General features: G+C 51.3%; 19 protein-coding genes. 4 read left to right on the top strand and 15 right to left on the bottom strand.

Going from position 1 to position 25,642, the window contains the following annotated elements; translation table 11 throughout:
* Window positions 1–36: 36 nt before the first annotated feature.
* The 3 genes from BST81_RS14950 to BST81_RS28120 all read right to left on the bottom strand — a co-directional run bounded on the left by BST81_RS14950 (window position 37) and on the right by BST81_RS28120 (window position 4,341).
* Complete coding sequence (locus BST81_RS14950) at window positions 37–384, bottom strand: KGK domain-containing protein (protein WP_075599302.1); 348 nt, start codon at window positions 382–384, stop codon at window positions 37–39.
* A gap of 74 nt (window positions 385–458) precedes the next feature.
* Window positions 459–2,948: a dynamin family protein gene (locus BST81_RS14945; protein ID WP_075599301.1), complete on the bottom strand. Its 2,490-nt coding sequence runs from the start codon at window positions 2,946–2,948 to the stop codon at window positions 459–461.
* Window positions 2,949–3,159: 211 nt separating this feature from the next.
* Window positions 3,160–4,341 carry a hypothetical protein gene (locus BST81_RS28120; protein ID WP_171974766.1) on the bottom strand — a complete coding sequence of 394 codons (1,182 nt, stop codon included), beginning with the start codon at window positions 4,339–4,341 and terminating at the stop codon, window positions 3,160–3,162.
* 202 nt (window positions 4,342–4,543) lie between these two features.
* On the opposite strand from BST81_RS28120, the gene BST81_RS14935 reads away from it, so the two are divergent.
* The gene (locus tag BST81_RS14935) at window positions 4,544–5,335 is read left to right on the top strand and encodes a glutathione S-transferase family protein (RefSeq protein WP_075599299.1); all 792 of its coding nucleotides are present in this window, start codon (window positions 4,544–4,546) and stop codon (window positions 5,333–5,335) included.
* Window positions 5,336–5,421: 86 nt separating this feature from the next.
* On the opposite strand, the gene BST81_RS28115 is transcribed toward BST81_RS14935, so the two are convergent.
* Window positions 5,422–7,197: a hypothetical protein gene (locus tag BST81_RS28115; RefSeq protein ID WP_075599298.1), complete on the bottom strand. Its 1,776-nt coding sequence runs from the start codon at window positions 7,195–7,197 to the stop codon at window positions 5,422–5,424.
* A gap of 500 nt (window positions 7,198–7,697) precedes the next feature.
* On the opposite strand from BST81_RS28115, the gene BST81_RS14925 reads away from it, so the two are divergent.
* From BST81_RS14925 to BST81_RS14915, 3 genes are all read left to right on the top strand, one after another.
* Window positions 7,698–9,422, top strand: coding sequence for an ATP-binding protein (locus tag BST81_RS14925; RefSeq protein ID WP_075599297.1), 1,725 nt, complete (start codon window positions 7,698–7,700; stop codon window positions 9,420–9,422).
* 840 nt (window positions 9,423–10,262) lie between these two features.
* The gene (locus tag BST81_RS14920) at window positions 10,263–11,246 is read left to right on the top strand and encodes an RNA polymerase sigma factor, RpoD/SigA family (RefSeq protein WP_075599296.1); all 984 of its coding nucleotides are present in this window, start codon (window positions 10,263–10,265) and stop codon (window positions 11,244–11,246) included.
* Between the two features lie 287 nt (window positions 11,247–11,533).
* Window positions 11,534–12,136: a hypothetical protein gene (locus tag BST81_RS14915; protein ID WP_075599295.1), complete on the top strand. Its 603-nt coding sequence runs from the start codon at window positions 11,534–11,536 to the stop codon at window positions 12,134–12,136.
* A gap of 140 nt (window positions 12,137–12,276) precedes the next feature.
* On the opposite strand, the gene BST81_RS14910 is transcribed toward BST81_RS14915, so the two are convergent.
* From BST81_RS14910 to BST81_RS14860, 11 genes are all read right to left on the bottom strand, one after another.
* Window positions 12,277–12,522, bottom strand: coding sequence for a gas vesicle protein GvpG (locus BST81_RS14910; RefSeq protein WP_075599294.1), 246 nt, complete (start codon window positions 12,520–12,522; stop codon window positions 12,277–12,279).
* A 10-nt stretch (window positions 12,523–12,532) separates the two neighbouring features.
* Window positions 12,533–13,273, bottom strand: a complete 741-nt coding sequence (locus tag BST81_RS14905; protein WP_075599293.1) for a GvpL/GvpF family gas vesicle protein — start codon at window positions 13,271–13,273, stop codon at window positions 12,533–12,535.
* A 58-nt stretch (window positions 13,274–13,331) separates the two neighbouring features.
* A complete protein-coding gene (locus tag BST81_RS14900; RefSeq protein WP_075599292.1) occupies window positions 13,332–13,805 on the bottom strand; it encodes a gas vesicle protein K in 474 nt (157 codons plus the stop codon).
* 115 nt (window positions 13,806–13,920) lie between these two features.
* Window positions 13,921–15,189 (bottom strand): rod shape-determining protein RodA, encoded by a 1,269-nt coding sequence (gene rodA, locus BST81_RS14895; RefSeq protein ID WP_075599291.1) that lies wholly within the window; start codon window positions 15,187–15,189, stop codon window positions 13,921–13,923.
* 82 nt (window positions 15,190–15,271) lie between these two features.
* Entirely contained in the window at window positions 15,272–16,342 is a 1,071-nt protein-coding gene (locus BST81_RS14890; protein WP_075599290.1) for an Mrp/NBP35 family ATP-binding protein, read from the bottom strand.
* Between the two features lie 128 nt (window positions 16,343–16,470).
* Complete coding sequence (locus BST81_RS14885) at window positions 16,471–17,838, bottom strand: CRTAC1 family protein (RefSeq protein WP_075599289.1); 1,368 nt, start codon at window positions 17,836–17,838, stop codon at window positions 16,471–16,473.
* 159 nt (window positions 17,839–17,997) lie between these two features.
* Window positions 17,998–18,906, bottom strand: coding sequence for a transglutaminase family protein (locus tag BST81_RS14880; RefSeq protein ID WP_253188306.1), 909 nt, complete (start codon window positions 18,904–18,906; stop codon window positions 17,998–18,000).
* 8 nt (window positions 18,907–18,914) lie between these two features.
* Window positions 18,915–19,874, bottom strand: coding sequence for an alpha-E domain-containing protein (locus tag BST81_RS14875; protein WP_075599287.1), 960 nt, complete (start codon window positions 19,872–19,874; stop codon window positions 18,915–18,917).
* Window positions 19,875–20,029: 155 nt separating this feature from the next.
* A complete protein-coding gene (locus BST81_RS14870) occupies window positions 20,030–21,463 on the bottom strand; it encodes a circularly permuted type 2 ATP-grasp protein (protein ID WP_075599286.1) in 1,434 nt (477 codons plus the stop codon).
* Between the two features lie 33 nt (window positions 21,464–21,496).
* Window positions 21,497–23,215 (bottom strand): CTP synthase, encoded by a 1,719-nt coding sequence (locus BST81_RS14865; RefSeq protein ID WP_075599285.1) that lies wholly within the window; start codon window positions 23,213–23,215, stop codon window positions 21,497–21,499.
* A gap of 129 nt (window positions 23,216–23,344) precedes the next feature.
* Window positions 23,345–25,015: a SpoIIE family protein phosphatase gene (locus BST81_RS14860; protein ID WP_253188304.1), complete on the bottom strand. Its 1,671-nt coding sequence runs from the start codon at window positions 25,013–25,015 to the stop codon at window positions 23,345–23,347.
* Window positions 25,016–25,642 lie beyond the last annotated feature (627 nt).

Here is a 25,642-nt window from a genome sequence, read left to right as displayed (position 1 = left end):
CCTCTCCCGTTCTGGGAGAGGGATTTAGGGAGAGGGCTACAAAAGTGGGATGCACTCTTCAGCTTCTGGGTAAAACTCCAGGGTGAAATTGAGTTTCACTTTGCCCTTCTTCCATCGGCTCGATCCGGGCTGCAAAATCTCGCAACCTACACCTTCAGTAAACCACCAACCGTAGCAATCTTGAAATCGATCGTTAAGCATCTCCCCAACTTTGATGCTTATACCATGCCTTTGTAATGCATTGACAAAAGCATTTGCTACATCCTGACTTTTTATAGCACCCTCTATTCCAGGCATAAGTTTGCCCATCTTAAAAACATTATGCTCATTGAAACAGATGACATCATGCTCATCAAAATCATCCAAATTAATTTTCTCTTCCATAAAACCCTCTATTCCTAAAGATTATCTGCAAACCACCCCCATTTCCATGCCAATGAAATCGGTTGTAATTCCCATTAATCGGGCAACGCTAAAGCCTCAGAACTTTCCGTCTCCTCAACGTCTAGCTCAGTTACTTCAGATTCTCCCGCAACAGCATCCTTGAGAATCGCTGCAGGCATTAAATCACTATCACTGATGAGGGGCAGCTTTTGGCGATCGAGTTGCATATCCTCCAGACAGTTATTAATCCCAGAGATCGCCTGATTGTAAACCTCAATCTTTTGATTTACCGCCTCCTGCTTTCGCTGATTCACCCGGATCTTCTCCTCCGCTTCCTTCGCCAGCGTTTGCGCCAGATAGGCCCGCGCCTGGTCATACTGCTGCAGGATTTCCTCCACCTGCTGATTGGCCCGCGCTAACAGATGGGTATTCAGAGTTTGATTGATAGTTTGTCGGAACGTTTGGGTCACCGTTTCTCGCACCTTGAACTCAAAATCCAGCTTCAGTAACTGCCGAATAGCGGGTTCGGCTTCAATCATGTTCTGATAGTCAAAGCCGCGACAGGCTTGCTGCAGGGTCTGGCGAAGTTGCCACATCGAGCAGGTGCCTTCCGTGTAGAATTCCGGTCTTTCCCGCACGTAGCGATCGCACTCCGTTCTGGCTTCATTGATCAGGGCATGGGTGGCCTGCTCTTGAATGCGCTTCAGATTTAGCTCGATGCCGCCATCATTCCCCAATAAGCGATAGAGATCCCGGTAATAGTCCTGCTGTTTGACCCGATCGATCAACTGCTGGAAAAAGTTTGTCACAATTTCGCGGGAAGACTCCACCAGCACATCCTCCAGACCATTAGCCAGATAGTAGAAAGCCTCTGCCAGAATCCCCAGCAATGGCACCACAGAATTGCGCTTATGGCTGGCCTGGGCCTGGCGATGGACTAGACCGACGGAAAAGGTGTTGAGTAACTCATCTAGCCGACTCACCATTCTGGCCTTGAGTTTGAGGAAGTCCGCCTCAAAGCCCCTGTTCAGAGGGCTAGCGACTACTTCGTTCACTTCCCGTTCAATATCTCGGCGAAATTCATCTCCAATGCGCTTCAACTCCCGGCTGAGTTGCTTCAACTCTTTCTCTTTAATCGCTTCAACATCCTGGGGTTGGCCGTCCAGTTCCTGCCAGACTTCGATATAAGCTTTCCGCAGATTGATACAAAAGGGTTGCAAGTCATCAGCCAGATGAGCAAACAAAAGAGGACGCTTCTCCTTCGTCAAATATTGGGTAATGCCCACTCGAAAATCATCAATCCCACTGTCTCGAATTAGTTGCTCAATTAGAGGAGTACCTTGTTCTCCCAAAATCCGCACATAATTCTCATTAGGAGTCTCATAGCTTTTAACATCAATCCTAAATTTATCGGCAGGCAGCTTACCAGAGTTTGCACAATACCGATTAAATTCGTTGATAAATTGGGGTGTTTCTTCCTGTCCACCAGAACTCTTGACACTGTTCAGAAAAATGGTGTCAAGGCCAAAGCGATCGGCACGGCTGGTTTTGCGAATTTGGCTCCCATAGAATCCCAGCAATCCACTGGTTTTATAGAGTCGTTGAGAGTCTCTAAATTGCTCACTGATCAATCGCTCCAATCGCTGTCTCAGTTGGGTGTTATACCAGGTTTCGTCAACACGGTTGAACACATAGAAAACCCGATCGCGAATGCCTGGATTAGCCCTTGTTTTTTCCAATAGTTCCGTTTCCTCTGTCGTCATATCTCCAGCGGAAGCAGGCTTGAGTACACAGACCACCGCAGACGTATCGGGATTTTCAATCTTGCGATAGGTCATCTCCGCGTCTTTCTTCACCGGGGCATCAATACCTGGGGTATCGACAATCACATTGCCATCGCGCAGCAACTCATGGTGACAGTAGTACTCAACTCGTTTTAGAACCGCACTGTTACTGCCACGACGGGCATAACTGGCTGCTTCCTGCAGGTTGGAAAAGTTGAACTGCTCCATGGAGAAAGTGTTGTTGCTGATGGTGTGAATATGCTCACGGTTGTGAACAAATCCATCCAGTAGGTAATTCAGAGCACTGGCCTGTTTTGCCCGCTCTGACTTACTTTCTCCACCTTCTTGCTGAATAATTTCCTGGCATTTCTGCTGCAACAGTTGAATCACTTCAGGTTGATTCACATTGATGCTGCTATTGATGCCTAGACGCTGACAGAGGGCAGTAGCCTGTTCACGAATTTCGGCTTCACTCAGGAAGGTCAGCACCACCCGTTCCTGATCGGACTCGGCATAGGCAATCAGGCACTCGGTCCCCGTCGCGTGGCCTTCAGCACTGTAGAGGAGTTCCCGCTCCAGCAGCGCATTGATTAGCATCGATTTGCCCGCACTGAAGGCTCCAGCAAACACAATTTCAAAGGTAGGCGCGATCGCCTTCCGGAGGGAATTTTGAACTGCGGTGGTATCCTGAGACCGGAGAGAAGGTTCCTGGCGCAGTAAATTGAGAAGACTGTCAACCTGGTCTTGAAGATGCCGACAATGGGAAGAGACTGGACTCATAGAGATATCGCGATAAGAGAACTGAGCTTGGGAAAATGACGGAGCGGTTCAGTATTTTCCTTTATACAGAGTTCCCACTGTCGATCGGCAATTCTCACCCTTCTGGGTGAAACCCGATTCAGTCCTCTACCTGACCAATGTCATGCAAAAAAGGAAGGGGAATTTGCTTCTCATCGCAACATCCCCTTCCCCCTTGTACCCCTCGATTGGGTTAGATTCCCTGCAGACCCTGGATCGCGCAACTGGGACCCGGTAACGTCCCACGAGCCACATCCGGTCCCTTGGCTGCGACCGTAATACTACCTACTGTATGCCGTCCATTCAGAGTAATGGTGAATTCTCCACTCTGAAAACTTCGACTTGTTTGCCACTTGATGCCACTAATGCGGGCATTGGGATCAGGGTTAACCCTTTCCCCCCTTGGTGTAAGATTAGCAACTCGAACACATCCTGGTAAACCCAAAACCCAATTGCTTAAGTCTCTGGAACCGGATGTCTCCTCGATCTTGTAGCGCCAGGTTGATTGTCTGTCACTGTAAATAACCCCCAAGTAACTCACACGAAATCCGTTCGCCAGCGTGATACTCTGCATAACTGGATTGGATGAATTCCCCTGAGACTGGCCTAGGAGAACGGTCGAGATATTGTTGCTAATGTCGATCACTTGTTGAACATTGTTGACCTGGGTAATGCTGCGGTAGTCCCAGATCTCTGTGAAATTAAGCTTCCGATCGCGCTTTTCTGCGGTATCGTAGCGGATCTGAACCACAGACTTAATCCGTGTTGTGGCCAGATCAATCCCCTGTAGATTCAATTTATCCAGGTCAATCACTTCTGGTTGTAGGGCAAATCGTCCGGCCTGTTTGTTGATCAGTCTGGCCCCTGTGCTGGTGTAGATCTGTTCCCAGCGCTCATTCTTCCAGGCATACAACACGTACACGGCATTGGCATAGCGGGTTGCAGGCTTGTCAAGCACGTCAAAGTACACGACCATGGAATTGGTCTGTACCAGTCTGGTCATCGTCACTGAACTGCGCCAGCGTCTGGTTTCATAAACAGTGGTGGAGTCGAAGCATTTGCGGCGTTTGTTCCCCTTTTTGTGCCAGTTGCGATAGCGATCTCGCTTGCGATCGTAACGACCTCCTTCATCATCGTCATCATCGTCATCGTCGTCGTCATCCTCATCGTCGTCATCATCGTCATCGTCCTTGGTCTTGTCTGCAAGCAGGTAAGCTGCATCAGAAGACCCGGACGCCTTTTCCCCAGGGGCTTGACTGGCTTCAGGAACTACAGACAGGGCATTTGCGGGTAACATCGCCGAGAGCAGGAGCATCAAACCACTGAACGTCACAGCATTTTTTGAGAGGGTCTCGATCGAGGGTGACCACGGCATAGAGCTTCTCCATGAGGGAAATGAACAAATTTTCTCCCTGAGACTAGAACAAAGGGCTGAAAGTTCCAAAAGCATGCCGAAGTGTCCTCATTTCAAGTGGGATTCAAGGTTGGAAACTCTTTCCTTGTGACATGATCGGAAGGGGGTTTAGCCTCCTTTCTATCCATAACAGCACTGTGATCCAGGCTACAGGAGATTCATCATGCTGGAGTTATATCAATTCGAACTCTCTCATTACTGCGAAAAGGTACGGCTGATTCTCGATTACAAAGGGGTGCCCTATCGCAAGATTGAGGTCACGCCTGGAATCGGACAACTCGAAGTGTTCCGTCTATCAGGACAACGCCAGGTCCCTGTTTTGAAGGATGGCAGTACCGTCATTGCAGATTCGACCGAAATCGCTAAATATCTGGACCGGGAATATCCCGAAAGACCGATCGTGCCCACAGATCCCAAACAGCGAGGTCTCTGTCTGCTGATGGAAGAATGGGCTGATGAGTCGATCGGCCAGAATGGCCGCAAGGCACTGCTGGGGGCTTTCAGCCAGGATGCCAGTTTCCGCACGGCTGCTTTGCCGTCTTCTGTTCCTCCGATTTTGAAAAACCTGGTGGGGGCTGTTCCAGGGGAAATTCTGGGGGCGTTTAACACGGGTCTGGGCCTGGGCAGCGATACCTTAAAGCTGGCCAAAGATGCGCTCAAGCAGAACCTGGAAGCGCTCTGTCTACTGCTGGCCAATCAGCCCTATCTGGTAGCTGATCAACCCACCCTGGCCGATTTTGCAGTGGCTGGAATGACCCTGTATCTCAAGTTTCCTGATGGCCCCTACCTGAATATTCCAGAGAATCTGCGGGGCCGGGGGGTGCCAGGGCTGGCGGATGACAGTGCTTACACTGCCTTCTTTGAGTGGCGCGATCGCCTCTATCGGGATTTCCGTATTCCTTTAACGGAAGGAACAACTTCTGGGGCAGCCCCCAACCAGATTCCAATTGAATGAGTTAGAAGCCAGGTGTCAGGAGAAAAGATTTCTTCTGACACCTGACCTACCAGCTTCAAGTTAGGAGCCGTACAAGGGACAGACGATTACCGACGTACCGGAGCCGGATAGGGTGACGGTGTTGGCCGAGGAGGATAGGTTGGTGTTGGTGCTGGCGATGGACTCGGTAATGGGCTTGGTGACTCCACCGATCTGGGCGTGGGTGATGGGGAGGGGCTTGGCGTCGGACTCGGCGACGGGCTTGGCGCTGGCGTCGGCCTTGGCGTCGGACTCGGCGACGGGCTTGGTGATGGTGATGGGCTTGGTGATGGTGACGGGCTTGGTGATGGTGACGGGCTTGGCGCTGGTGATGGGCTTGGTGATGGCGTGATCGGGGGTATGGGTGCCGGAACTAGACTTCCCGATAGGCTAGGAAAAACAGAGAAAAAGGCATCATCACCACCGACTAGATTGACTTGCAGGGGACTGAAAGTCAGCATCTTGCCTGGTGTTGTCATGATCACCGCTGCAGATCCTTTACCAACACCAATCCCTACGATCGTGCCGCTACTGGTGGTTGCCCCTTGTCCAGTCCAGGTTGTCCAGACCTTGCGTTGCTTGAAATCGGGAGAGACGACTAGCAGGAAATTATCTCCACCCGCATAGGTACCTGCTGGTTGGCCCGAAATACTGACTCCAGGAGAGGGCCGGTTGGCAATGTAAGCCGCACTGATGCCACCAATGTAGACATTTCCCTGCTCATCCGCTGCGATCGCCCGGGGGCGGATCGTATTTCCTTTGGAACCCTTATTCTGGGGCAATCTGGCCAGAGCAAACTGACCTTTCATCATATCCCCGGTGCTTGGGTTAAACCGGGCATAGTAAGTGATATGGTTGGAGGCCGTATTGTAGGCCTGATTGTACATGTCAGACTCTTCGTTGGGAGCCTTCTGAGCGAGATTCTTGGCGTTATAGCGATAGATGCTGTTGCCACCAGCACTTTCTCCTGCAAAGTACAGGAGATTGTCTCTGCCCAGGGCGACCCGCACCCCACGACTGTCCGCACAGGAAGGGGAAGCCTTAGTACCACCAGGTTCCTTGGTGCCGTGAGCCTCAGCATGGAGCCAGTCATAGGCTTTCCACTTTTGGGTGCCGCTGTAGCTATAGCCACGCACAAAGGCGACCTGCAGTTTGCTACAACCCCCACCATCTTTCTGACTATAGCCTGTGAGGATGACCGTCTGGCTAGCGCTGTCGATCGCAATGTCTTCGACGTAGGTACCACCCACGGAAAACTGTCCCAGGGAAGTGCCCTGAGAATTGAAGACACTCACGGTCTTGTTAAACAAAATTGCCACGGTGCCATTCTGGGCTATGGCTACCCGGCGGCCAGAACTAAACGTGGCTCCTCCTCCTGAACTCAGGGGTTTGCTCCAGAGGACTGAACTGGCTGAACTGTTCAACAAGGCCAGACCAAAATTTCCTACCGCAGCAATTTCCCCAGAAATTGGATTGACGGCCAGATCGTCCACTGTGCTGCCCAGGCGAGTGACGGACAGAATCGTTTTGCCCTTGGGGTTAACGCGGACGATCGCCCCGTTTCCTCCCACAATGCCATTTACGGTCAGCTTTAGGGTTTGGGTATCGAAATAGCTACCAGCAAGCGTTGCGCCAAAGACAACCGACTGATCCGGAGCAATTTCTGCTGCGGCCCCTGCATCTGGACCGGCGGTCCCCATGTAGGAGGCAGAGCAAACAACCAGGTTGGTTGCTGTTGTTCCTGTGGAGGAACAGGGAATCTGGGCCCTGATTGAACTGGCAGTTGCTAGCACAGCTAAACCTGCCAGGCCGGATACCGCCCCGTAATTCAGAAGTTTAAACATTCAATGAAATCTCCTTGCTTTGATTCAGTGGATGAGGGTGTTTACTGAGCTGCAAATTGCAATCCAGGCGGAATTTGCAGCTTCGACTCCATGGTCATGACCGACAACCACGGAACCCATCACTGGCCGAGCAAAAATGGACACACCGATTCACTATTCAGGTCTTCTATCCGCCAACTGGAATTCTGCTTGAATCAGATTACAGAATGGCGTAGTATGAGCGTACTTAAGGCAGGCTGGAATGATTTTTGAGCCTTTATTTCACTAACTGCAGGGATACATTGACAGGTGCAAGGCCATTTCCAATAGGTAGTACATTCCCTGGTACATTTTTGAGTACAATTGGGCATATTGCCTTTAGTACTTCTGTTCACATTTGTATCCTCTATGCTTGCGCATGCTACAGGAGCTATTCCTGATTACCATCCGAGCATTTACGGGTTTGAAATGAGCAGTGGGATAGCAACAGGCAATTTACGCAAATTCGATGTGAACTTTAGATGAACCTGGGTCAGCCGATCGGTTCCGTTATTCAAGGGTCTCTCAGTCAGGGGTTGGAGGTCCGTCTTCACCCCGATGTCTCCGTTGAAGATATTCGGGTGGGGAAGTTTCTGGTTGTGCATGGGGCTCGATCTCGATTCTTCTGCATGTTGACCGATGTTGCCCTGGCCACAGCCAGTTCTCGGATTCTGGCCAATCCTCCTGAACCAGCCAACACGTTTCTGCAGGAGGTGCTGGCTGGTTCAGGGATCTTCGGCACGATCAATTTGACGCCCATGTTGATGTTTACCCCTGAACTTGAGCGTTCCCCCCAGGTCAGGCGGAAGAACTCAAAGCTGAAAAGTCAGAATGCCACTCTGGCTTCCTTAGAAGCACAAAGTAGTTCCTCGATCGAACTGCAACCCGTGAAAACAATTCCCAGTCATTTCAGCCAGGTGATGGATGCCACCGAACGAGATTTTCGCGTGGTGTTTGGCTGGGAGGATGACCCCCATCGGCGTAATTTCGCGATCGGGCAGCCGATCGATATGGATGTGCCCGTCTGCATCGATCTGGATCGGTTTGTAGAGCGGAGCAATGGGGTGTTTGGGAAATCGGGCACGGGTAAATCTTTCCTGACTCGCCTGCTCCTGTCAGGCATTATCCGCAAACGGGCTGCGGTGAATCTGATTTTTGACATGCACTCGGAATACGGTTGGGAGGCCGCTCAGGAAGGAAAGCGGTTCAGTACGGTCAAGGGGTTACGCCAGCTCTTTCCCGGTCAGGTCCAGATCTATACGTTGGATCCTGAATCCACGCGACGGCGGGGGGTGCGGGATGCCCAGGAACTCTACATGAGTTACGACCAGATTGATGTAGAAGATTTAATGCTGGTTCGAGGAGAATTGAATCTCTCGGAGGCCAGTCTGGAGAATGCGGTGATTCTCCGCAATGAGTTTGGCAAATCCTGGATTACCCGGCTGTTATCCATGAGCAACAGTGAAATTCAGGAGTTTTGTGAAACGCGGATGGGAAATAAGTCTTCGATTATGGCCCTGCAGCGCAAATTGACGCGATTGGATGAACTGAAGTACATTCGCAGCGCCTGTCCTCATAATTATGTGGGTCAGATTCTGGATTCCCTGGAAGCGGGTAAGCATGTTGTGGTTGAGTTTGGTTCCCAGGCCAATTTACTGTCTTATATGCTGGCCACAAATATTATCGCGCGCCGAATTCACCAAGCTTACGTCCGGAAGGCAGAACACTTTCTCCAAACCAAGAATCCCAGCGATCGCCCCCACCACCTGGTCATTACGATTGAGGAAGCCCATCGGTTTCTGGATCCAGCTTCCGTACGGCAAACTATCTTCGGAACGATCGCTCGGGAAATGCGGAAGTACTTTGTCACCCTGCTTGTGGTGGATCAGCGCCCCTCTGGCATTGACAATGAAGTGATGTCCCAAATCGGCACCCGGATTACGGCGCTCCTTAACGATGATAAAGATATTGACGCAATTTTTACCGGGGTTTCCGGGAGCCAGAGTTTGCGATCGGTGCTAGCTAAACTGGACTCCAAACAGCAGGCTCTGATCCTAGGGCATGCTGTCCCAATGCCCGTGGTCATTCGAACTCGGCCCTACGATGAAACTTTTTATGCCGAAATTGGGGATGTTGCCTGGGAAGATATGCCAACTCCAACTGTTTTCAAGGCAGCAGAAGCTGCAAAAGCTGATCTGGGATTATAGGTACTTTTGTACTATAATATTTTAGGAACAAAAGTTTTGGTCTCCCTTTCAATAGGTCTATCTCAGTTGGGTATTATCCCTCCCTGAATGGGCCTTCAGAAGTTCGGTTATTACACCGTCGTCTGTTCCCCAAGTTGCAGGCCAGGGATGCATGATAGAAAAAAGCACAGAAGGAGAAAACGACACTGCTTCAGGATCAATGGGCACAGAGCCTGTAGCTTGCTCCCGTATCTACCTTCCAGGATCATCCTACAGGGTGATCTCCCAATATTTACGGAAGCTTAAACTAAGTAATACTGAATCGAAAATTAAACTCGTACTGACTTCGCTGTACTAACTTCGCTTATGTTGTCTCTGCTGTATGGGTTGGGAATCCTACAGTATTTAGGGGTTACTTTCCGGTATTTCCCAGTGGCGAAGTGTTTCCTCGTTAGAGTCTATTCTCTAAAAGCTACTGCTTCCGAAGGTTGTTTTCCCGAACTTATTTCCTAAAGCTACTTCTAGCCACAAGCTAGTCACAGATTCTAGCCATAATTTGTGGCTAGACCACAAGTAAGGGGTTAACCAAAACTTAAGAATCGGATGGTTTTCCCTAAAGGGAATTCTCCTTCTGTCTCTAAATTACGTTTCCCATTGGGAGTCATTGAACTTGATCTCTTGGGAGATTTGGACCTCAAGATTTAGGGCTCTCTGTATTCAACTTTCAACGCTGACTCTCCTGAATTGCTGCTATCTACGAACATTCTTTAATGAATGGCAGGAAGAATTTTCTCTTCTGTTCGATCGGTCTCTGGCTCATCAATCATTTCCAAGCTTTTTCTGTTGAGTTAACGACGTACCATGGCCACTGCTAACACTAAAACTAAAACCGCCAATCCGATGTTCAGTGTTGATATGGTTCGCACCTATCTGCACGAAATTGGGCGCGTTCCGTTGCTAACCCACGAGCAGGAGATCATCTATGGTAAACAGGTGCAGCAACTGATGACAATGCTGGAGCAGAAGGAAAATCTGGCCCAGCAACTCAAGCGGGAGCCCTCTCAGCAGGAATGGGCTGAACAGGTCCACTTGGCTGAAGCAGAATTGCTCCGGGTGGTGAAAGAAGGGCAGCGAGCCAAGCGCAAGATGATCGAAGCGAATCTACGCTTGGTCGTCGCGATCGCAAAGAAATACCAGAAGCGCAACCTGGAATTCCTCGACCTGATCCAGGAGGGCACCCTCGGGTTGGAACGGGGTGTAGAGAAGTTTGACCCTATGCGAGGGTATAAATTCTCGACCTATGCTTACTGGTGGATTCGCCAGGCCATTACCAGAGCGATCGCCCAGCAGGCCCGCTCCATCCGCTTGCCGATCCACATTACTGAGAAGCTGAATAAAATCAAGCGGACGCAGCGGGAATTGGCTCAAAAGTTGGGCCGAAGTGCAACCTCGGCAGAAATTGCTGCCGTCCTGGAACTGGAACCAGCTCAAATTCGGGAATATCTGACGATGGCTCGCCAACCAGTTTCTCTGGATTTGCGCGTTGGCGACAACCAGGATACGGAGTTGCAGGAGCTATTGGAGGATGATGGTCCTTCTCCCGAGCATCACATGACTCAGGATCTGCTGCGCCAGGATATCAATGGCTTGCTGGCAGAACTGACCCCGCAACAGCGGGAGGTGATGGTGTTGCGGTACGGCCTGGATGATGGGCACGAACTCTCCCTGGCGAAGGTGGGAGAGCGGATGAACATCAGCCGGGAGCGGGTTCGGCAACTGGAGCACCAGGCGCTCAATCACCTGCGACGCCGACGGGAAACGGTGCGCGAGTATCTAGCCAGCTAAAGGGGCGGCTGTAAATGGCAAGTCGGGTGCAGAAGGTGGGCAATAGATTGGTTCTGCCTTCTGCATCTTGGTACTACTTTTGGCCTTCTGATAGCCAGTCGGCTGCCCCTCATCTGGATGCCTGCCAGCAGGGCTCATCCAAAAGAATGATTTTTCCCGTGGGTTTGTAAATTTGCTGTGACGACACTGTATCTAATTCAGGCTCTCACAGATAATTAATAATAGGTACCTGATAAGGGGAAACTGCGGTGTTTAATTCACATATTAATTTCAGCTCCTCACCGTGGATGATTCTCTCTCCCTCGTTCAAGGGGTCGTTTGTTCAGTTGGCGCTGGCGATCGGGCTCTTAACAGCAGGTAGCTTGCACGCCACCCTTGTTCATGGTTCAGAGGCCCCGAAGTTGATGCCGACAACGCCATCAACCCAGGCTGTCCCTGTCCAGGTTGGGTCAGCTCCAGCGTCCAGTACAGCAGCTTTTGCCGTTGTCCAGGCCGTGCCAGCGGTGCAACCTTCCCTTCCGGAAGATGGGGTTTACCTCTATGGTCAGTCGGTTAAGCCGAACCAAATCGGGAAAACCTACGCGGTTCTGGAAGTGAAGCAAGGTAAGGTCGTGGGTGCATTCTACATGCCCTCCTCTTCCTTTGATTGTTTCCACGGTGAATTTCAAACTGACAAATTAGCTTTAACTGTTGTAGATAGTTATGAGCGTACAGCTCATCCCTATGCAATCGCGCTAGAAAAGAGTTACCCCGTTGCTGCTGCTGGTGGCAATCCTGTGGCTAATTCCCTGAAGTTGCAGGGCTTTCACCCAATTTCAACCTTGAGTGAAACCGATCAGCGCATTTTAACGACCTGCAAGGCTGATTACCAGCAAACTTTATCCCGATAGGATCAGGCCCTGAGGCCCTTTGATCTAAATCTTATAGAGCAAACTTATGTGACGATTTGTGGGGGAGTCCGAGGCTCCCCTTTTTTCATGAGCTAGCACTCAAACCCACTCTGGCCCTGCGGACCACTCCTCCTAAAGGATTATTCCTGGGCGCGGGCCTGGTCTTCCAGGGTCTGGATAGCGAGCAGGAGTTCTTCTTCCTGGGCCTCAAAGTCTGCTTCTGGGATATCCCCCATGTCAAAGGTAAGTTGTAAGGCAAGCAGTTGCTTTTTCAGGTTTTCCAGGTCATTGGTTTCGGTATCCACCCGTTCCTGGATCTGGCGGGCGATCCAGGTGACTCCTTCCAATGGACCTGTAATGGGAGCCAATAATAAGCGCAGAAGCATAGGGGTTCTCCTATAACTGGTCGAGTCGGGCAAAGTTGAAGGGGGCTGTGAAATTGTTGTAGCGAATCCGTAGACGACCGCCAAATTGTTGATCCAGGGCATCGATCCGATCGCTCACCTCTGCTTCTGCGTCCCAGGGAATCAGGTAGGCTGCGTTATAAATCATCGTTTCGGTCAGAGGGGCATTTTCCACCACTTCAATTGCAACGGGATTCAGTTGGGTTCTAAAGGCCTGAATGATATTATCCTGTCGATTTTGGATGGCTTGTTCGATCGACTGCCCAATCCGGACCACCTGGTCCATACTGAGGTTTTTGCCTTCCAACTGATCCCGTTCCGCTTTGAGGGATTGATTCTCCTCCATCAGCATCTGTAATTCGGCAGCAGGATCCCAGAAAATCTTGACCCCTACTTCTCGATGGCCTGCCAGTTTCTGCAGAAGATGGTTTAGGGGATCATGGTGAGGAATCGTCAGTTGTGTTGCCACCGTCTCCCAGTCTTCAATAATCAGACCGAACTGGAGCGGTAACAGCGTTCGATAGCCAGCATGCATCATCTGCTCCAGAACGCGCTCATGATCTAACAGGTTACGCCGACTGGCCAGGTATCGCTCCTGCTGGGCTTCCGAGTAGAGAAAGACAAAATCTTCGATCGTATGCACATGCACCGGTTGCTGGTCCAGACCTTGCAGTCGGGGTTCACGGGGCACAGGTGCAGGAAGAATGCCATAGAGGTAGAGACCGTATCCCATGGGAATGCAAAATTTGAAGGTCAATATCCCGCGTCAAGATCAATGGATTTGGTGGGCATTAAAGCGGTTTAGACGTTAATACCAGTCGTAGTTTGGCATGAATCAGGTTCAACTGAGCCAATCCCAACTCAACATCCCCTTCCACCACGATGCCTGTATTGAGCAGCCGATCGAGCAACTCCAGAATAGTCGGTTGACTGGACTTTTCTCCTGGATAATAGCCCCCTGATTGTGGTAAGAGGGTGCCCATTTCCCCCAGGTCAATATTCAAATCGGCTGGATCAATCTCAAACACTTCGCACAGATGGACCACCTGCTCTTCCAGCTTGCGTAAGCTCTCGGCAGCCCGATCCAGATCGGCATCGGTCAGATCGCCCGCTTCCATCCGCCGAATCACCTGGGCTTCCATCAACTGTCGCACCAGTTCCACCACCGTTAGTAACAGAGGGGCCAGCCCCGCATCTTTGCTCCGGGATTTCGGTTGCAGCAAGAGCGTGGAGGGTAGTTCGGCAGAAGGTTCAGGAGAGGTCATAAGCCTGCCAGGGAAAGAACAGCCATGCTTTTATAGTGCCTGGGTTGATCTGGAGATCTGGAGTGTGACACAAGACTTGATGAAGCCAGGACACCAAAAACTTATGGTTGCAGCACTAGTATTTCACCCGTTGTCGGTAGTTCGAGACGGATTGCACCAGCCCGATCGCCATAAAGTTGGTGAGCATGCCAGACCGGGCATAGCTAACCCAGGGTAGGGGAATGCCCGTCACCGGGGCAAGGCCGATCGTCATCCCGATATTGACCACGACTTGAAACACCAGCATGGAGAGAACCCCAACAGCCAGTAAAGACCCAAAGTCATCCTTGGCATTCTGGGCAATGATCAGCAGGCGGAGACAGATGAGCCAGAAGGCAACCAGGAGAAAGAGGGAGCCCATAAAGCCCAGTTCTTCCCCGATCGCAGAGAAGATAAAGTCGGTATGCTGCTCCGGAATGAAATTTAACTGGGTTTGGGTGCCCTGATTCAACCCTCTGCCCCAGAGTTGACCGGCCCCAATGGCAATCCGAGATTGAATCAGGTGATATCCTCCTCCCAGGGGATCTTTATCAGGATTCAGGAACAGAATAATCCGGTCTTTCTGGTAATCCTTCAGTAGCCCCCAGAGAATGTGTCCCAGTTCACCCGATACCAGATTGATCACGATCGCCCCCAAACTCCCCATCCAGGACCAGGGCAGGGTGTACCAGGCGATCACCCCCATCAGTAAGACCCAAAACAGGGCGACGCTAATCAACCAGTTGGAGAAAAAGGCATTGAATAAAATGGCTGAGACGATCGGAGAGCAGAGCAGCATGAGCCACCCGGCGTTAACATTCCCCCAATAAAGCATCCCTAGCGCGATCGCCCCAAACACGAGAGAGGTGCCCAGGTCAGGCTGAATGAAGATCAGCCCCCAGGGGACGCCCACCACCGCCAGCACCCGGGCGACAGAAAGAATAGTCGGGTGAGGATTGGCCTGCAGCATCGCGGCCAGGGTAATAATCACCCCCAGCTTGGCAAATTCGGAGGGCTGGACGTTAAAAGATCCGATCGTGATCCAGCGCTGAGCACCCAGGGCAGAGGTACCGATGAAAATGACGGCCAGCAAAGACAGGTTGGTGATGGCGTAAATTACCCAGTGCCAGCGGGCCAGGTACTCGTAGCGGATGCGGGCTAGCCCCAGGGCCAATGTTAGCCCCACCCCACCAACAATCCAGTGCTGACGCCAGTCCGTCCACCCGTAGTTTAATTCTGTGCTGCGGATCATGACTCCGCCAAAAACGGTTAAGCCAACAGGCAGAATAAACAGCCACCAATCAACCTCCTGCCAGGGCTGGAGAATTGACTTCCAACTGATTTTAATCAAGGACTTCTGGAGCATTGGATATCAATTCAAAGGTCAAGATACAAAGGTGAATAGAAAACCCGATCGGCTGGTGAGGGAAGGGGCTTAAATGGCTACATCAGGTCAAGGCAGCGATGGAAACTCTGGCGGCTATCTGTTCAGCGATCGCGCTCAGGGCTTTGGCTGAGGCAGAATCAGGGTCTGAGAGAACAATGGGGAGACCTGCGTCGCCTCCCTCCCGGAGAGAAATTTCCAGGGGCACACATCCCAACAGCGGGATGCCTAATTCCTGCGCTGTTTTTTCACCGCCTCCAGAACCAAAGATGTCATATTGGCGATCGGGCAGATCGGGAGGGATAAAGTAACTCATGTTTTCCACGATGCCCAAAATGGCAACGCCGAGTTGTTCAAACATTTTAAGCCCCTTCCGAGAATCCTGCAGGGCAACGGTCTGGGGCGTTGTCACAATCACGGCTCCAGCCATCGGAACGGCCTGTGCCAGGGTGAGTTGGGCATCTCCAGTGCCAGGAGGCATATCCACGAATAAGTAATCCAGTTCTCCCCACTCTGCCTGGTAGAGAAATTGGCGAATAATGCCATTTAACATGGGGCCTCGCCAGATCACGGGCTGATCTGCCCCAATCAGAAAACCCATGGAAACCAGCTTGACCCCATGATTGAAGGCTGGCTCCAGAATTTCGCCCTGGGGAGATTGGCGAACAGCTACCTGGGTTTTGGTCAGACCCAGCATGGTGGGGGTATTGGGACCGTAGATGTCAGCATCAATCAGACCAACTTTAGCCCCTCGCTGGGCCAGGGCCACAGCCACATTCACCGTGACTGTACTCTTTCCGACCCCACCTTTACCACTGGTGATGGCAATGATGTTTTTAACTCCCTGGATCCCGGTGCGATCGGGCAAGGATTTTTGCTGGGGAGTTTCTGCAGTCACATCAACCACGACTTCACGGACTCCGGGTAAGGTCTCAATGGCCTTCCGGCAATCTTCCACAATGAATTCCCGCAGAGGACAGGCGGGGGTAGTCAAGACCAGGGTAAAGCTGACCTTCCCGGCGTTAATTTGCACGTTACGAATCATGTTCAGTTCCACCAGGCTCTTGCGGAGTTCAGGATCCTGGACGGGACGTAAAATCTCTAGAATGGCATCGCGATCAAGCACTTTAGACATTGTTGGTTTTACCTGCGGGAAGATCAGGGGATCTCGGATCGATGGATTGATCGATTCATTAAGTAATCTTAAAGCAATGTCACGGTCCCCTATCTGGTTGGCCGAGTTTTGCCCAAAATGACTGGTGACTAGCAGGTTGGATGGTTCACCCGGAGGAGTTGATTGACATCAGGATGGTGAATCACTGCTTGATGGCCATCTGGCCAGCGCACTTCGATCCGCTCTACCTGGGTTTCATGGCTAAGCCCAAAGTGGGCCACGGGTTCCATCTGACAAAGGTATCCGCTACCTGCATTAATCGCCCGGCGCTGGACTCGATTTTGAGTCGTCAGGGTCACAATGGCTCCGCGAGCGGGTGCCCCCTGAGCTGTAAACGGCAAGACCCGCAGCCAGTTGTGACCATTGTCTGCAACCCGATAGAGGGAAATCGGTTGGGCTCCGGATTCCCCATGGGCGATCGCCAGCTCCAAGCGGCCATCCTGGTCAAAATCACCGACTGCGGCCCCAGTGCCTAACCCCCCCGGTTCCAGCGCATCCCCAATCTCCAGGGGGATCAAATCCCGATCGCGCAATCCAAACAGGGCATTGGGGCCACCGATATTGTTGAAAAACAGTTCTTCAAAGCCATCATTATCAAAATCTGCTGCAATTACGGTCCGAATGCGAGTAGGATGGGCCATTTCTGGCGGAGCCACATTTTGAAACTTACCCGGTGCCACTTGGAGGAAGAGGCGATGGGGTCCTTCCCAGTTCCCGTAGACCAGATCAAAGGTGCCGTTGCGATCGGCATCCAGCACCGCAACCCCCCGGCCCTGTTCCAGGGGATCGCTCAGCCCAGCCTGTTCAGCAATTTCCTCAAAGGTGCCATCTCCGCGATTGCGAAATAGAAAATTAGGCCCTCCCTCATTGGCGGCAAAGATATCCATGCGATCGGAGACCAGAGGCACCGTCACCACCCCCCGCCCCCCTGTTTTCCAGTTGATCCCGGCATCTGGAGCCACATCAGCCAACATCCCGGTTTCGCTGAGTTCATAAAGGCGCATGGGACCGCCGTAGTTTGCCACAAAGAAGCCATATTGCCCATTCCCCTTACGGTCTAGACAGGCGACCGATCGGCCTGCGGTCAAGTTCAGGGCATCCTGATTCTCAGGCAGGGAAAACAAATCCACCCATTGGGTATCCTGCCAATCAAATAGACGATCGCCCCACTGCTTGCGTCCCGAAAAGCTATCTGTGTTGAGCACATAGATTTCTTCCCGGCCATCTCCATCCAAATCTCCGGCAGCAACTCCGATGGCCTGCCGGTCCTCATCAGCCAGGGTTGCATCTGCAATATTCACAAAACCGGAACCATTCCACTTTAAGACGAGGTTTGCCCCTCTAAACGCAGCTACAAAAAGTTCAAATGCCCCATCTCCGTCAACATCCGTAACCGCCATGCCATAGTTCAGTTGGGTGGGGTTATGCAACAGCAGGGAACTGTGATTAATCAGCATAAAAGATGGGAAGACATCTGGAACCTATTCTGGAACCTATTATAGACGTAGGGATTTGCCCTTCCTCGGACAGGTATAGTGTGCTTCCGTTAGCTAAGAGCCCCATCCTCGGGGTTCTCGGCTTGAGCCATCTTCCAGGCATAGATCTCTGAATGACCTTTACAGACCCTGAATTGATAGACTGTGCTTCAGGGTGGCCTGCACCCCTGCAGCGGGGGCAAAGCTGCCTGTAACCGGAGCGGCATATTTGGGATGGGCACTGGCCACCAGGGCAATGTGACGATCGGCAACCGCCAGCCCCTGAGTTGGATCATAGCCACGCCAGCCCGCCCCTGGCAGGTAGACCTCTACCCAGGCATGCAGGTGCCGTTCCCACCCTGGTTCCCCTTCCTGGTAGCCGCTGACGAAGCGAGAGGCCAGACCCACAGCCCGACAAACTTCCATAAAAAGGACCGTAAAATCCCGACAGGAACCCAACTTCTGATTCCAGGTCAGCCCTGCGGGTAAGGGATCTCCAGTTTCCCGCAGGGTATGGCGGCAAGTTTGATGAATCTGCTGATTCAGTTGGCTCAGAAACGAGATCGTATCATTGTGAACGGTGTGACTCAACTCCTGGGACAATTGCAGGGCAATCGGGTCGATCGGTCGATCGGCAGCACTCAGATAGGGCTGAAGTTGAGAGACGAGGGAAAGGGGATAGTCGATCGGCAGTTGGATGGCCCAGGGGTCGAGTAGAAAGTTGAAGGGATTGGTTCGGTAAGTCTCTACCTGGGAGAGTACGGCTATCTCCAGGTGGGTGACGGTTTCTGGTGGGAACCAGAGCTTAATTGGGGTATTGCCATCCAGATCAATCAGGGGCGAGGCATTGGCTGGTGCGGGGGAGACCTTCAGAGAGAAGGCTGACAAAGATTGGGTACCATCACAGCGGGGCCGGAGCCTGACCAGGTGAGGTTGCAGAATTACTGGCAGGCTGTAGGTATAAGTTGTCGTGTGAGCAATTTGATAACGCATCAGGGAAAGATGTGGGGTTAGCGGGGTTACCTGCAACGCCTGGACTGGCCATAACATATTTGGATTCAGGCGTTAGCGGGAATCGGCTGGAGGGCAAAGAAGGTTTCAAAGATTTTGGTGTCTACATCATTGATCTGCTGCTGCAGATTGTCTAAAAATTCGTGCAGTCCTGTCGTAATGATGTCCTCAATCAGAAGATAGTCCAGATCGGCGCGCAGACGACCCAAAGTCCGTTCCACCGGATTGCGCCAGGTGCTGATGGGTGTACCGGTGATCTGGTGGAGGCTCTGCTCAGCCATCATGAGGCAAAAGCGGATCGATCGGGGGAAATTTCGCTCCAGGACCAAAAAATCTGCCACAGCGGTGGGGGTGATCCGATGTTGCCCCTTCCGGTACATCTCATAGGCACTGGCCGACTTGAGTAAGGCAATCCACTGTAATTCATCCAGCGTACTGCCCACATCCCTCAGGGAGGGCAGCAGGATAAAGTACTTCACATCCAGAATCCGGGCTGTTTTGTCGGCCCGCTCTAGAAATCTGCCAATTTGCCCAAAATGCCAGCCTTCATTATGGGTCATGGTGGCATCCATCACCCCAGCAAACAGGTGGCTGGCCAGTTTGACCTTCTGCAAGAACTCTGACCAGTTGGGCGAGTTTTCGACCTGACAGGCATCCTGGACCATCAGGTAAAAATCGTTCACCCGTTCCCACATTTCCGAGGAAATAATTTCACGGATAGAGCGGGCATTTTCCCGGGCAAACCGCAGGCAAGAGAGGATGGAATTCGGATAATCACTGTCAAAGGTGAGGAATCGGATCACATTCTCTGCGGTAGCTTCCCCATAGCGCTGTTTGAACAGGTGCAAATCCCCAGTCGTCATGATCAGAGGTTCCCACTGCTGAGTTACCCCGCTGGGAGAATCTAGCAAAAGATTCAAATTGACATCGACGAACCGAGCGATGTTCTCTGCCCGCTCGACATAGCGGTTCAACCAGTAAATCGAATCAGCAACGCGACTGAGCATATTGGTTCAAATGGGTTGTTAGTCATTGGTCATTGGGTTCATCCCCTCTGGGGAGGGGTAGCCCAGGGGGCTAGGGTGGGTTTGGATCGGTCATGAGTCATTGGTCATTGGTACTCAACCCATCAAGTGACTCATGACTAATGACAAACAAAAATTCATTGAGCTAGAACCCAGGTATCTTTAGTGCCTCCGCCCTGGGAAGAGTTCACAACCAGAGAACCTCGTTTGAGGGCAACACGAGTTAAACCACCGGGGTTGACGAAGATGTCTTTGCCATAGAGGATATAGGGCCGGAGATCCACATGACACCCTTCAAACTCACCGTCCATCAGGGCAGGTACCCGGGAGAGGTTGAGGGTCGGCTGGGCAATATAGTTACGGGGAGCAGCTTTGATCCGATCGGCAAATTCCTGCCGCTGTTCGGGTGTGGCATGGGGACCAATGAGCATGCCATAGCCCCCAGATTCGTTGGCCGCCTTAACGACCAGGGTGTCGAGATGCTCCAGAACGTATTTCTGCTGTTCTTCAATCCAGCACAGGTAGGTGGGTACGTTTTGCAAGATCGGTTCTTCATTCAGGTAGTAGCGAATCATCTCGGGCACATAGGCATAAATCACCTTGTCATCGGCGACGCCCGTTCCCATAGCATTGGCGATCGCCACCCGGCCCGATCGATACACATCCATTAGCCCTGGAACTCCCAAAAGGGAATCGGCCCGGAAGACCTTGGGATCAATGAAGATATCGTCGATGCGACGGTAAACCACATCCACCCGATGCAGGCCTTTAGTCGTCCGCATTTGCAGGTAGCCATCGGCGACTACCAGATCTCGGCCTTCCACCAATTCCACCCCCATTTGCTGGGCCAGGAAGGAATGTTCAAAATAGGCAGCGTTATAAATCCCTGGGGTTAACACGACCACGGTGGGGTCGAGCAGGTTGGGGGGAGCCAGGTTTAGCAACGTTTCCAGCAGGTGACTGGCATATTCTTCCACGGGTTGGATGGCCATAGTCTCAAAAACCTGGGGAAAGGTATTTTTCATGACCCGACGATTTTCCAGAACGTAGGAAACCCCGGAAGGACAGCGCATATTATCTTCCAGGACAAACCACTGACCTTCTCGATCACGAACCAGATCGGTTCCAGTGATATGACACCAGATATCACCGGGAGGCTTGAGACCCATACAGGGCTGCAGAAAACCACTGGCTGAGACTATCAGGTCAGCAGGAATAATCCCGTCGCTTAGAATCTTTTGGTCGTGATAAATGTCATGCAGGAACAGGTTCAGGGTATAGACTCGCTGCTTCAACCCCAACTCCAGATGTTCCCATTCCTGGGCTGAAACAATCCGGGGAATAATGTCGAAGGGCATGATCCGCTCGGCTCCCTGCCCATCGCTATAGACATTGAAGGTGACTCCCAATTTGAACAGAGCAACCTGAGCGGCCTCTTGCCGCCGCAGTAACTCACCTGGCGGAAGTGCATTCACCCGGTCTGCCAGGGGGGTAGCTGCCGGTCGGGGTTTCCCCTTGGCCAAAAACAACTCATCATAAAAATCCCCTGGATCGTAGTTTTTGAACTGCACAATTAATCACCCAATTTTCTTTACGAATAGGCTTCAGTGCGGAGATAAACTGTAGTGATCGATACTATCTGGGCTGCTTTTCTCATCCGATGGGTCAGGTTCTTCTAGAGCAGCTTCTGAAACCTGAGTTGTGGCAATGGATTCAGGCGTAAAGCTAAACTCTCCGATCGTGGCCTGAATGAATCCCTTGAATAGAGGATGGGGAGAACTGGGCCGGGACTGAAATTCGGGATGGAACTGGGTCGCGATAAAAAATGGGTGCTGAGGCAATTCCACAATCTCCACCAATCGCCCGTCCGGAGAGGTGCCACTGATGACATAGCCCGTGTCCAGAAACAGGGTGCGATAGGTGTTATTAAATTCATAGCGATGCCGGTGCCGTTCGTAGATGACCTCTTCCTGATACAGCTTGAAAGCCAGGGTATTGGGGGCCAGGCGACAGGGATACAAGCCCAACCGCATGGTGCCTCCCAGATCGACCACATCCTGTTGCTCTGGGAGTAGGTTAATGACCGGATGGGGAGTTTCTACATCGAATTCAGCACTGTGGGCATGGGGCATCTGGGCAATGTGGCGAGCCCACTCAATCACAGAGCACTGCATACCCAGGCACAAGCCCAGAAATGGGATCTGGCGTAAGCGGGCATATTCGATCGCCGCAATCTTGCCATCTACGCCACGGATGCCAAATCCACCAGGTACGACAATCCCCTGCACGCCCTGGAGAAAATCTTCCGGGTCACAGCCCTCCAGATCCTCGGAGTTGATCCAGCGGATGTTGAGCTCACAGCCTGCTGCGATCGCACCATGGCGCAGAGCCTCAACCACAGACAGGTAAGCATCCCCCAGACGCACATACTTGCCGACGATCGCCACCTCAATTCGGCGGGTGGGGCTGAACAGCCGATCGACCAGGGTCTGCCACTGGTTCAAGTTAGGCTGACGCTGCTCCAGTTGCAGGAGCTCCAGGGTCTGGTTTGCCAGCCCTTCCCGCTCCAGGGTCAGGGGAACTTCATAGATGCTGCGGGCATCCTGAGCCGTGATCACGCATTCCACCGGCACGTCACAGAAGCCGGACAGTTTTTCTTTCATGCCCGGTTGGAGGGGCCGATCACTGCGGCAGACCAGAATATCGGGTTGAATTCCGATCGATCGCAACTCCTTCACCGAATGTTGCGTGGGTTTGGTTTTCATCTCCCCGGCTGCCGGAATCCAGGGGATCAGGGTGACGTGCATGTAGAGGACATTCTGCCGCCCCACTTCTTTGCGAAACTGGCGAATGGCTTCCAGAAATGGCAAGGACTCGATATCGCCGACAGTCCCGCCAATTTCCGTAATCACCACATCTGGAGTGGTATTGCGGGCTACCCGGAGAATGCGTTCCTTGATTTCATTGGTGATATGGGGAATCACCTGGACCGTCCCTCCCTGGTAATCCCCCCGCCGCTCTTTGTTGATCACCGCCTGATAGATAGAACCTGTTGTGACACTGTTCAGGCGGGACATGGAGGTATCCGTAAAACGCTCGTAGTGGCCCAGATCCAGATCGGTTTCGGCTCCATCTTTGGTGACAAAGACTTCCCCATGCTGGAAGGGGCTCATGGTACCTGGGTCAACGTTAATGTAGGGATCCAACTTGAGAATGGAAACGGAATAGTCGCGGGATTTGAGCAGTCGTCCCAGGCTGGCTGCAACAATTCCTTTTCCAATACTGGAGACAACACCACCAGTTACAAATACAAACTTGGTCATAGAACTTTGAATTATGAAGAGTAGCCCTGCTGCATTACCCCGTTATTGTGACACAAGCCCAGCCAGAGGAAATTGCCCCCTAATGGGGGGAAAAGAAGGCTCCAATGGGCTGTCGCATCCCTGGAGGGGCTACTTTTGCTTCATGACCACCAGGGTGATATCGTCAAAAACTTTCTGCTCTCCAATATGGCGCATCACATCCTGAATGACTGCCTGGCGAATTTCGTGCACCGATCGATCCCGATTTTCCTGGAGGACAGCATACATGCGTTCCAGACCATATTGTTGCCTTTGAGCATTCATGGCCTCGGTGATGCCATCGGTATAAAGGATGGCAATATCTCCGCATTGCAGATTGACCTTAGTTTCAGCCACAAAGGACGTAATATCAGATTCAATGCCCAGGGGAAAGCCCAAATCCAGGGTATCTACTTGCTCAATGGTTCCATCCTGACGGACCACAATCAATTCTTCATGCTGTCCACTTAGGCGCAGGGCACCCGCCTCATACTCTAACAAAGCCAGGGTCATGTTCTTGCGAGATTTCATCCGACGGGTATTGTCGTAGATAATGCGATTCACCGCATTTAATAACCGGGCTGGATCGGATTCTCCATTGGCTATCAGGGTACGGACAGCTGTCTGGGCCATAATCATGACAACGCCACTTTCCAGACCATGGCCGGTGACATCGCCAATGCCAATGTTAATCTTGCCGTTCTGGTGCAAGACATCGTAGTAGTCCCCACCGACCTCGGCAGCAGGTTCCATAAACCCTGCAATGTCAAGGCCCCCAAGCTGCGCCAACTCCTCTTCCAGGGGTAAAATCATTTGCTGCAACCGTCGGGTGACTTCTAATTCGGTACTCATACGCAAATTTTCCGCCTGGAGTTGGGTATTCAGACCAGTAATTTCTTGATTGGCCTTGACCAGTGCACCGGCAATATTGTTGAAGGATTTGACCACTTCTGCTAACTCATCGCGACTATCCAAGGTCACTGCTACCTGTAAAGAGCCTGCAATCATCTGCTTGGAGGCAGAACTTAAGCCAGAGATGGTCTGCATGACACCCCGATAAAACCCGATGAACAGGTAAGTCACAATCACTAAAATTATGCAAACAAAAATAGAGATGAACACCTGTTTTTGAATAAAGCCATCAATTCGATGTTGTAATAAAAAATCTAATTCTAGAAGGGTTTTGTCCCAGAGTATAAAGCTATCTTTTAGGCTCAGTTGTGTCTGGGCATCCAGGGTGATTTTGGCTGGATCCTTCAACTCAAGGATGGAATTGATTTGAGTCGTTAATTGCTGTAAATCTTGAATTAACTGATTGACAGAACTGGAAAGCTTGGGCCTGAGATTATGTAAAGGATTATTTTGAAAAGCAGTTTCTGTATTCCGTTGCAGATCACTAGCGCCATCCTGGATGATCCCCAATAAAACAATCAGACGGGCCTTGTCTACAGGTGTAATTTGTTTCGAACGTGTGATTTCTTTGCTAATGATTTGAAGTTCAACTAAATTTTTTTGAATATCAGGTAATTTCAATAAGATAGTATCCATCAAATAGTAAGTGTCTAGATCCGGATCCAGGATCAGGTTAGATTGATCTCCAACTTGAGCCCTCAAATCCTGAATTCGTCGGTATATCAGGTTATAGTATTCCGCTTTGGTTTCACGACTCCAATTACTTTGGTTCTGCTGTAGGGTATTCCAGGATTGCCGCATTTGCTGTAACTTCTTTGTCGTGAGTAAGGTGGCCCCTAATTCTCGATCGAGAAATTCTAAGGTTTGCAATCTTTGTGTAATTTCCTGCTCTAGTCTCCTGGTTTCATTGGTAGAACTGTTAGATAATTGATCATGGAGCTGGAAGGTTGGGATCAGCGCAGAAAACTGTCTTAATTCTCGGAGGTATCGGTTGCCCATTATTTCCTTCCGAGCGAAGTCAACTCGACTTTGAATCTCTGAGAACAGGAGATACATGATCAAGCCCAGGGGTAAAATGAAAAGGCAGCTAATTAGAGCAAATTTCTGAGGATATTTGAGTCGATTCATCAACATGATAGCGGGCCTGAGTAATTGCATGATTTCTTAATATTGCCTGAACAGTAGGAAATAGAGAGTTTGATGATCCTTAACGTCTGCCTGGGCCTTTGTCCTACTTGGTAGCATCTACTGAAAGTCAGGCTTGTTAAGACAACCAGCATCTGGGCTGCCTGGGCAGTCAGGATCTAGACTCTATCAAATTATTCCCGATATGAGGTTGAACCAACTTTTTCCTCTCTCCCCTGATTGGCCCTTCTCCTGCTTTTTGCAGTTCTGCCTGATACGCTACCGTTCAGGAAGGTGGGAATCCCAACAATTGAGAGGATGAGGATGTAGCATTTTCAGACATCCTCTAGAAACAGTCGCTTTGAACCAGTT

Origin of the sequence: Leptolyngbya sp. 'hensonii' (assembly GCF_001939115.1) — a bacterium.
Lineage (GTDB): Bacteria > Cyanobacteriota > Cyanobacteriia.
Note: the sequence above shows the minus strand (reverse complement) of the source record. Positions and strands in the feature narration are given on the sequence as shown.

Bases quoted from the DNA above. Each gene is read 5' to 3' on its own strand.
- rodA (WP_075599291.1), bottom strand. From the start codon at position 15,189: ATGCTCCAGAAGTCCTTGATTAAAATCAGTTGGAAGTCAATTCTCCAG.
- BST81_RS28115 (WP_075599298.1), bottom strand. From the start codon at position 7,197: ATGTTTAAACTTCTGAATTACGGGGCGGTATCCGGCCTGGCAGGTTTA.
- BST81_RS14915 (WP_075599295.1), top strand. From the start codon at position 11,534: ATGATTCTCTCTCCCTCGTTCAAGGGGTCGTTTGTTCAGTTGGCGCTG.
- BST81_RS14910 (WP_075599294.1), bottom strand. From the start codon at position 12,522: ATGCTTCTGCGCTTATTATTGGCTCCCATTACAGGTCCATTGGAAGGA.
- BST81_RS14885 (WP_075599289.1), bottom strand. From the start codon at position 17,838: ATGCTGATTAATCACAGTTCCCTGCTGTTGCATAACCCCACCCAACTG.
- BST81_RS14900 (WP_075599292.1), bottom strand. From the start codon at position 13,805: ATGACCTCTCCTGAACCTTCTGCCGAACTACCCTCCACGCTCTTGCTG.
- BST81_RS28120 (WP_171974766.1), bottom strand. From the start codon at position 4,341: ATGCCGTGGTCACCCTCGATCGAGACCCTCTCAAAAAATGCTGTGACG.
- BST81_RS14880 (WP_253188306.1), bottom strand. From the start codon at position 18,906: ATGTTATGGCCAGTCCAGGCGTTGCAGGTAACCCCGCTAACCCCACAT.
- BST81_RS14875 (WP_075599287.1), bottom strand. From the start codon at position 19,874: ATGCTCAGTCGCGTTGCTGATTCGATTTACTGGTTGAACCGCTATGTC.
- BST81_RS14890 (WP_075599290.1), bottom strand. From the start codon at position 16,342: ATGTCTAAAGTGCTTGATCGCGATGCCATTCTAGAGATTTTACGTCCC.
- BST81_RS14935 (WP_075599299.1), top strand. From the start codon at position 4,544: ATGCTGGAGTTATATCAATTCGAACTCTCTCATTACTGCGAAAAGGTA.
- BST81_RS14945 (WP_075599301.1), bottom strand. From the start codon at position 2,948: ATGAGTCCAGTCTCTTCCCATTGTCGGCATCTTCAAGACCAGGTTGAC.
- BST81_RS14950 (WP_075599302.1), bottom strand. From the start codon at position 384: ATGGAAGAGAAAATTAATTTGGATGATTTTGATGAGCATGATGTCATC.
- BST81_RS14865 (WP_075599285.1), bottom strand. From the start codon at position 23,215: ATGACCAAGTTTGTATTTGTAACTGGTGGTGTTGTCTCCAGTATTGGA.
- BST81_RS14920 (WP_075599296.1), top strand. From the start codon at position 10,263: ATGGCCACTGCTAACACTAAAACTAAAACCGCCAATCCGATGTTCAGT.
- BST81_RS14905 (WP_075599293.1), bottom strand. From the start codon at position 13,273: ATGGGATACGGTCTCTACCTCTATGGCATTCTTCCTGCACCTGTGCCC.
- BST81_RS14925 (WP_075599297.1), top strand. From the start codon at position 7,698: ATGAACCTGGGTCAGCCGATCGGTTCCGTTATTCAAGGGTCTCTCAGT.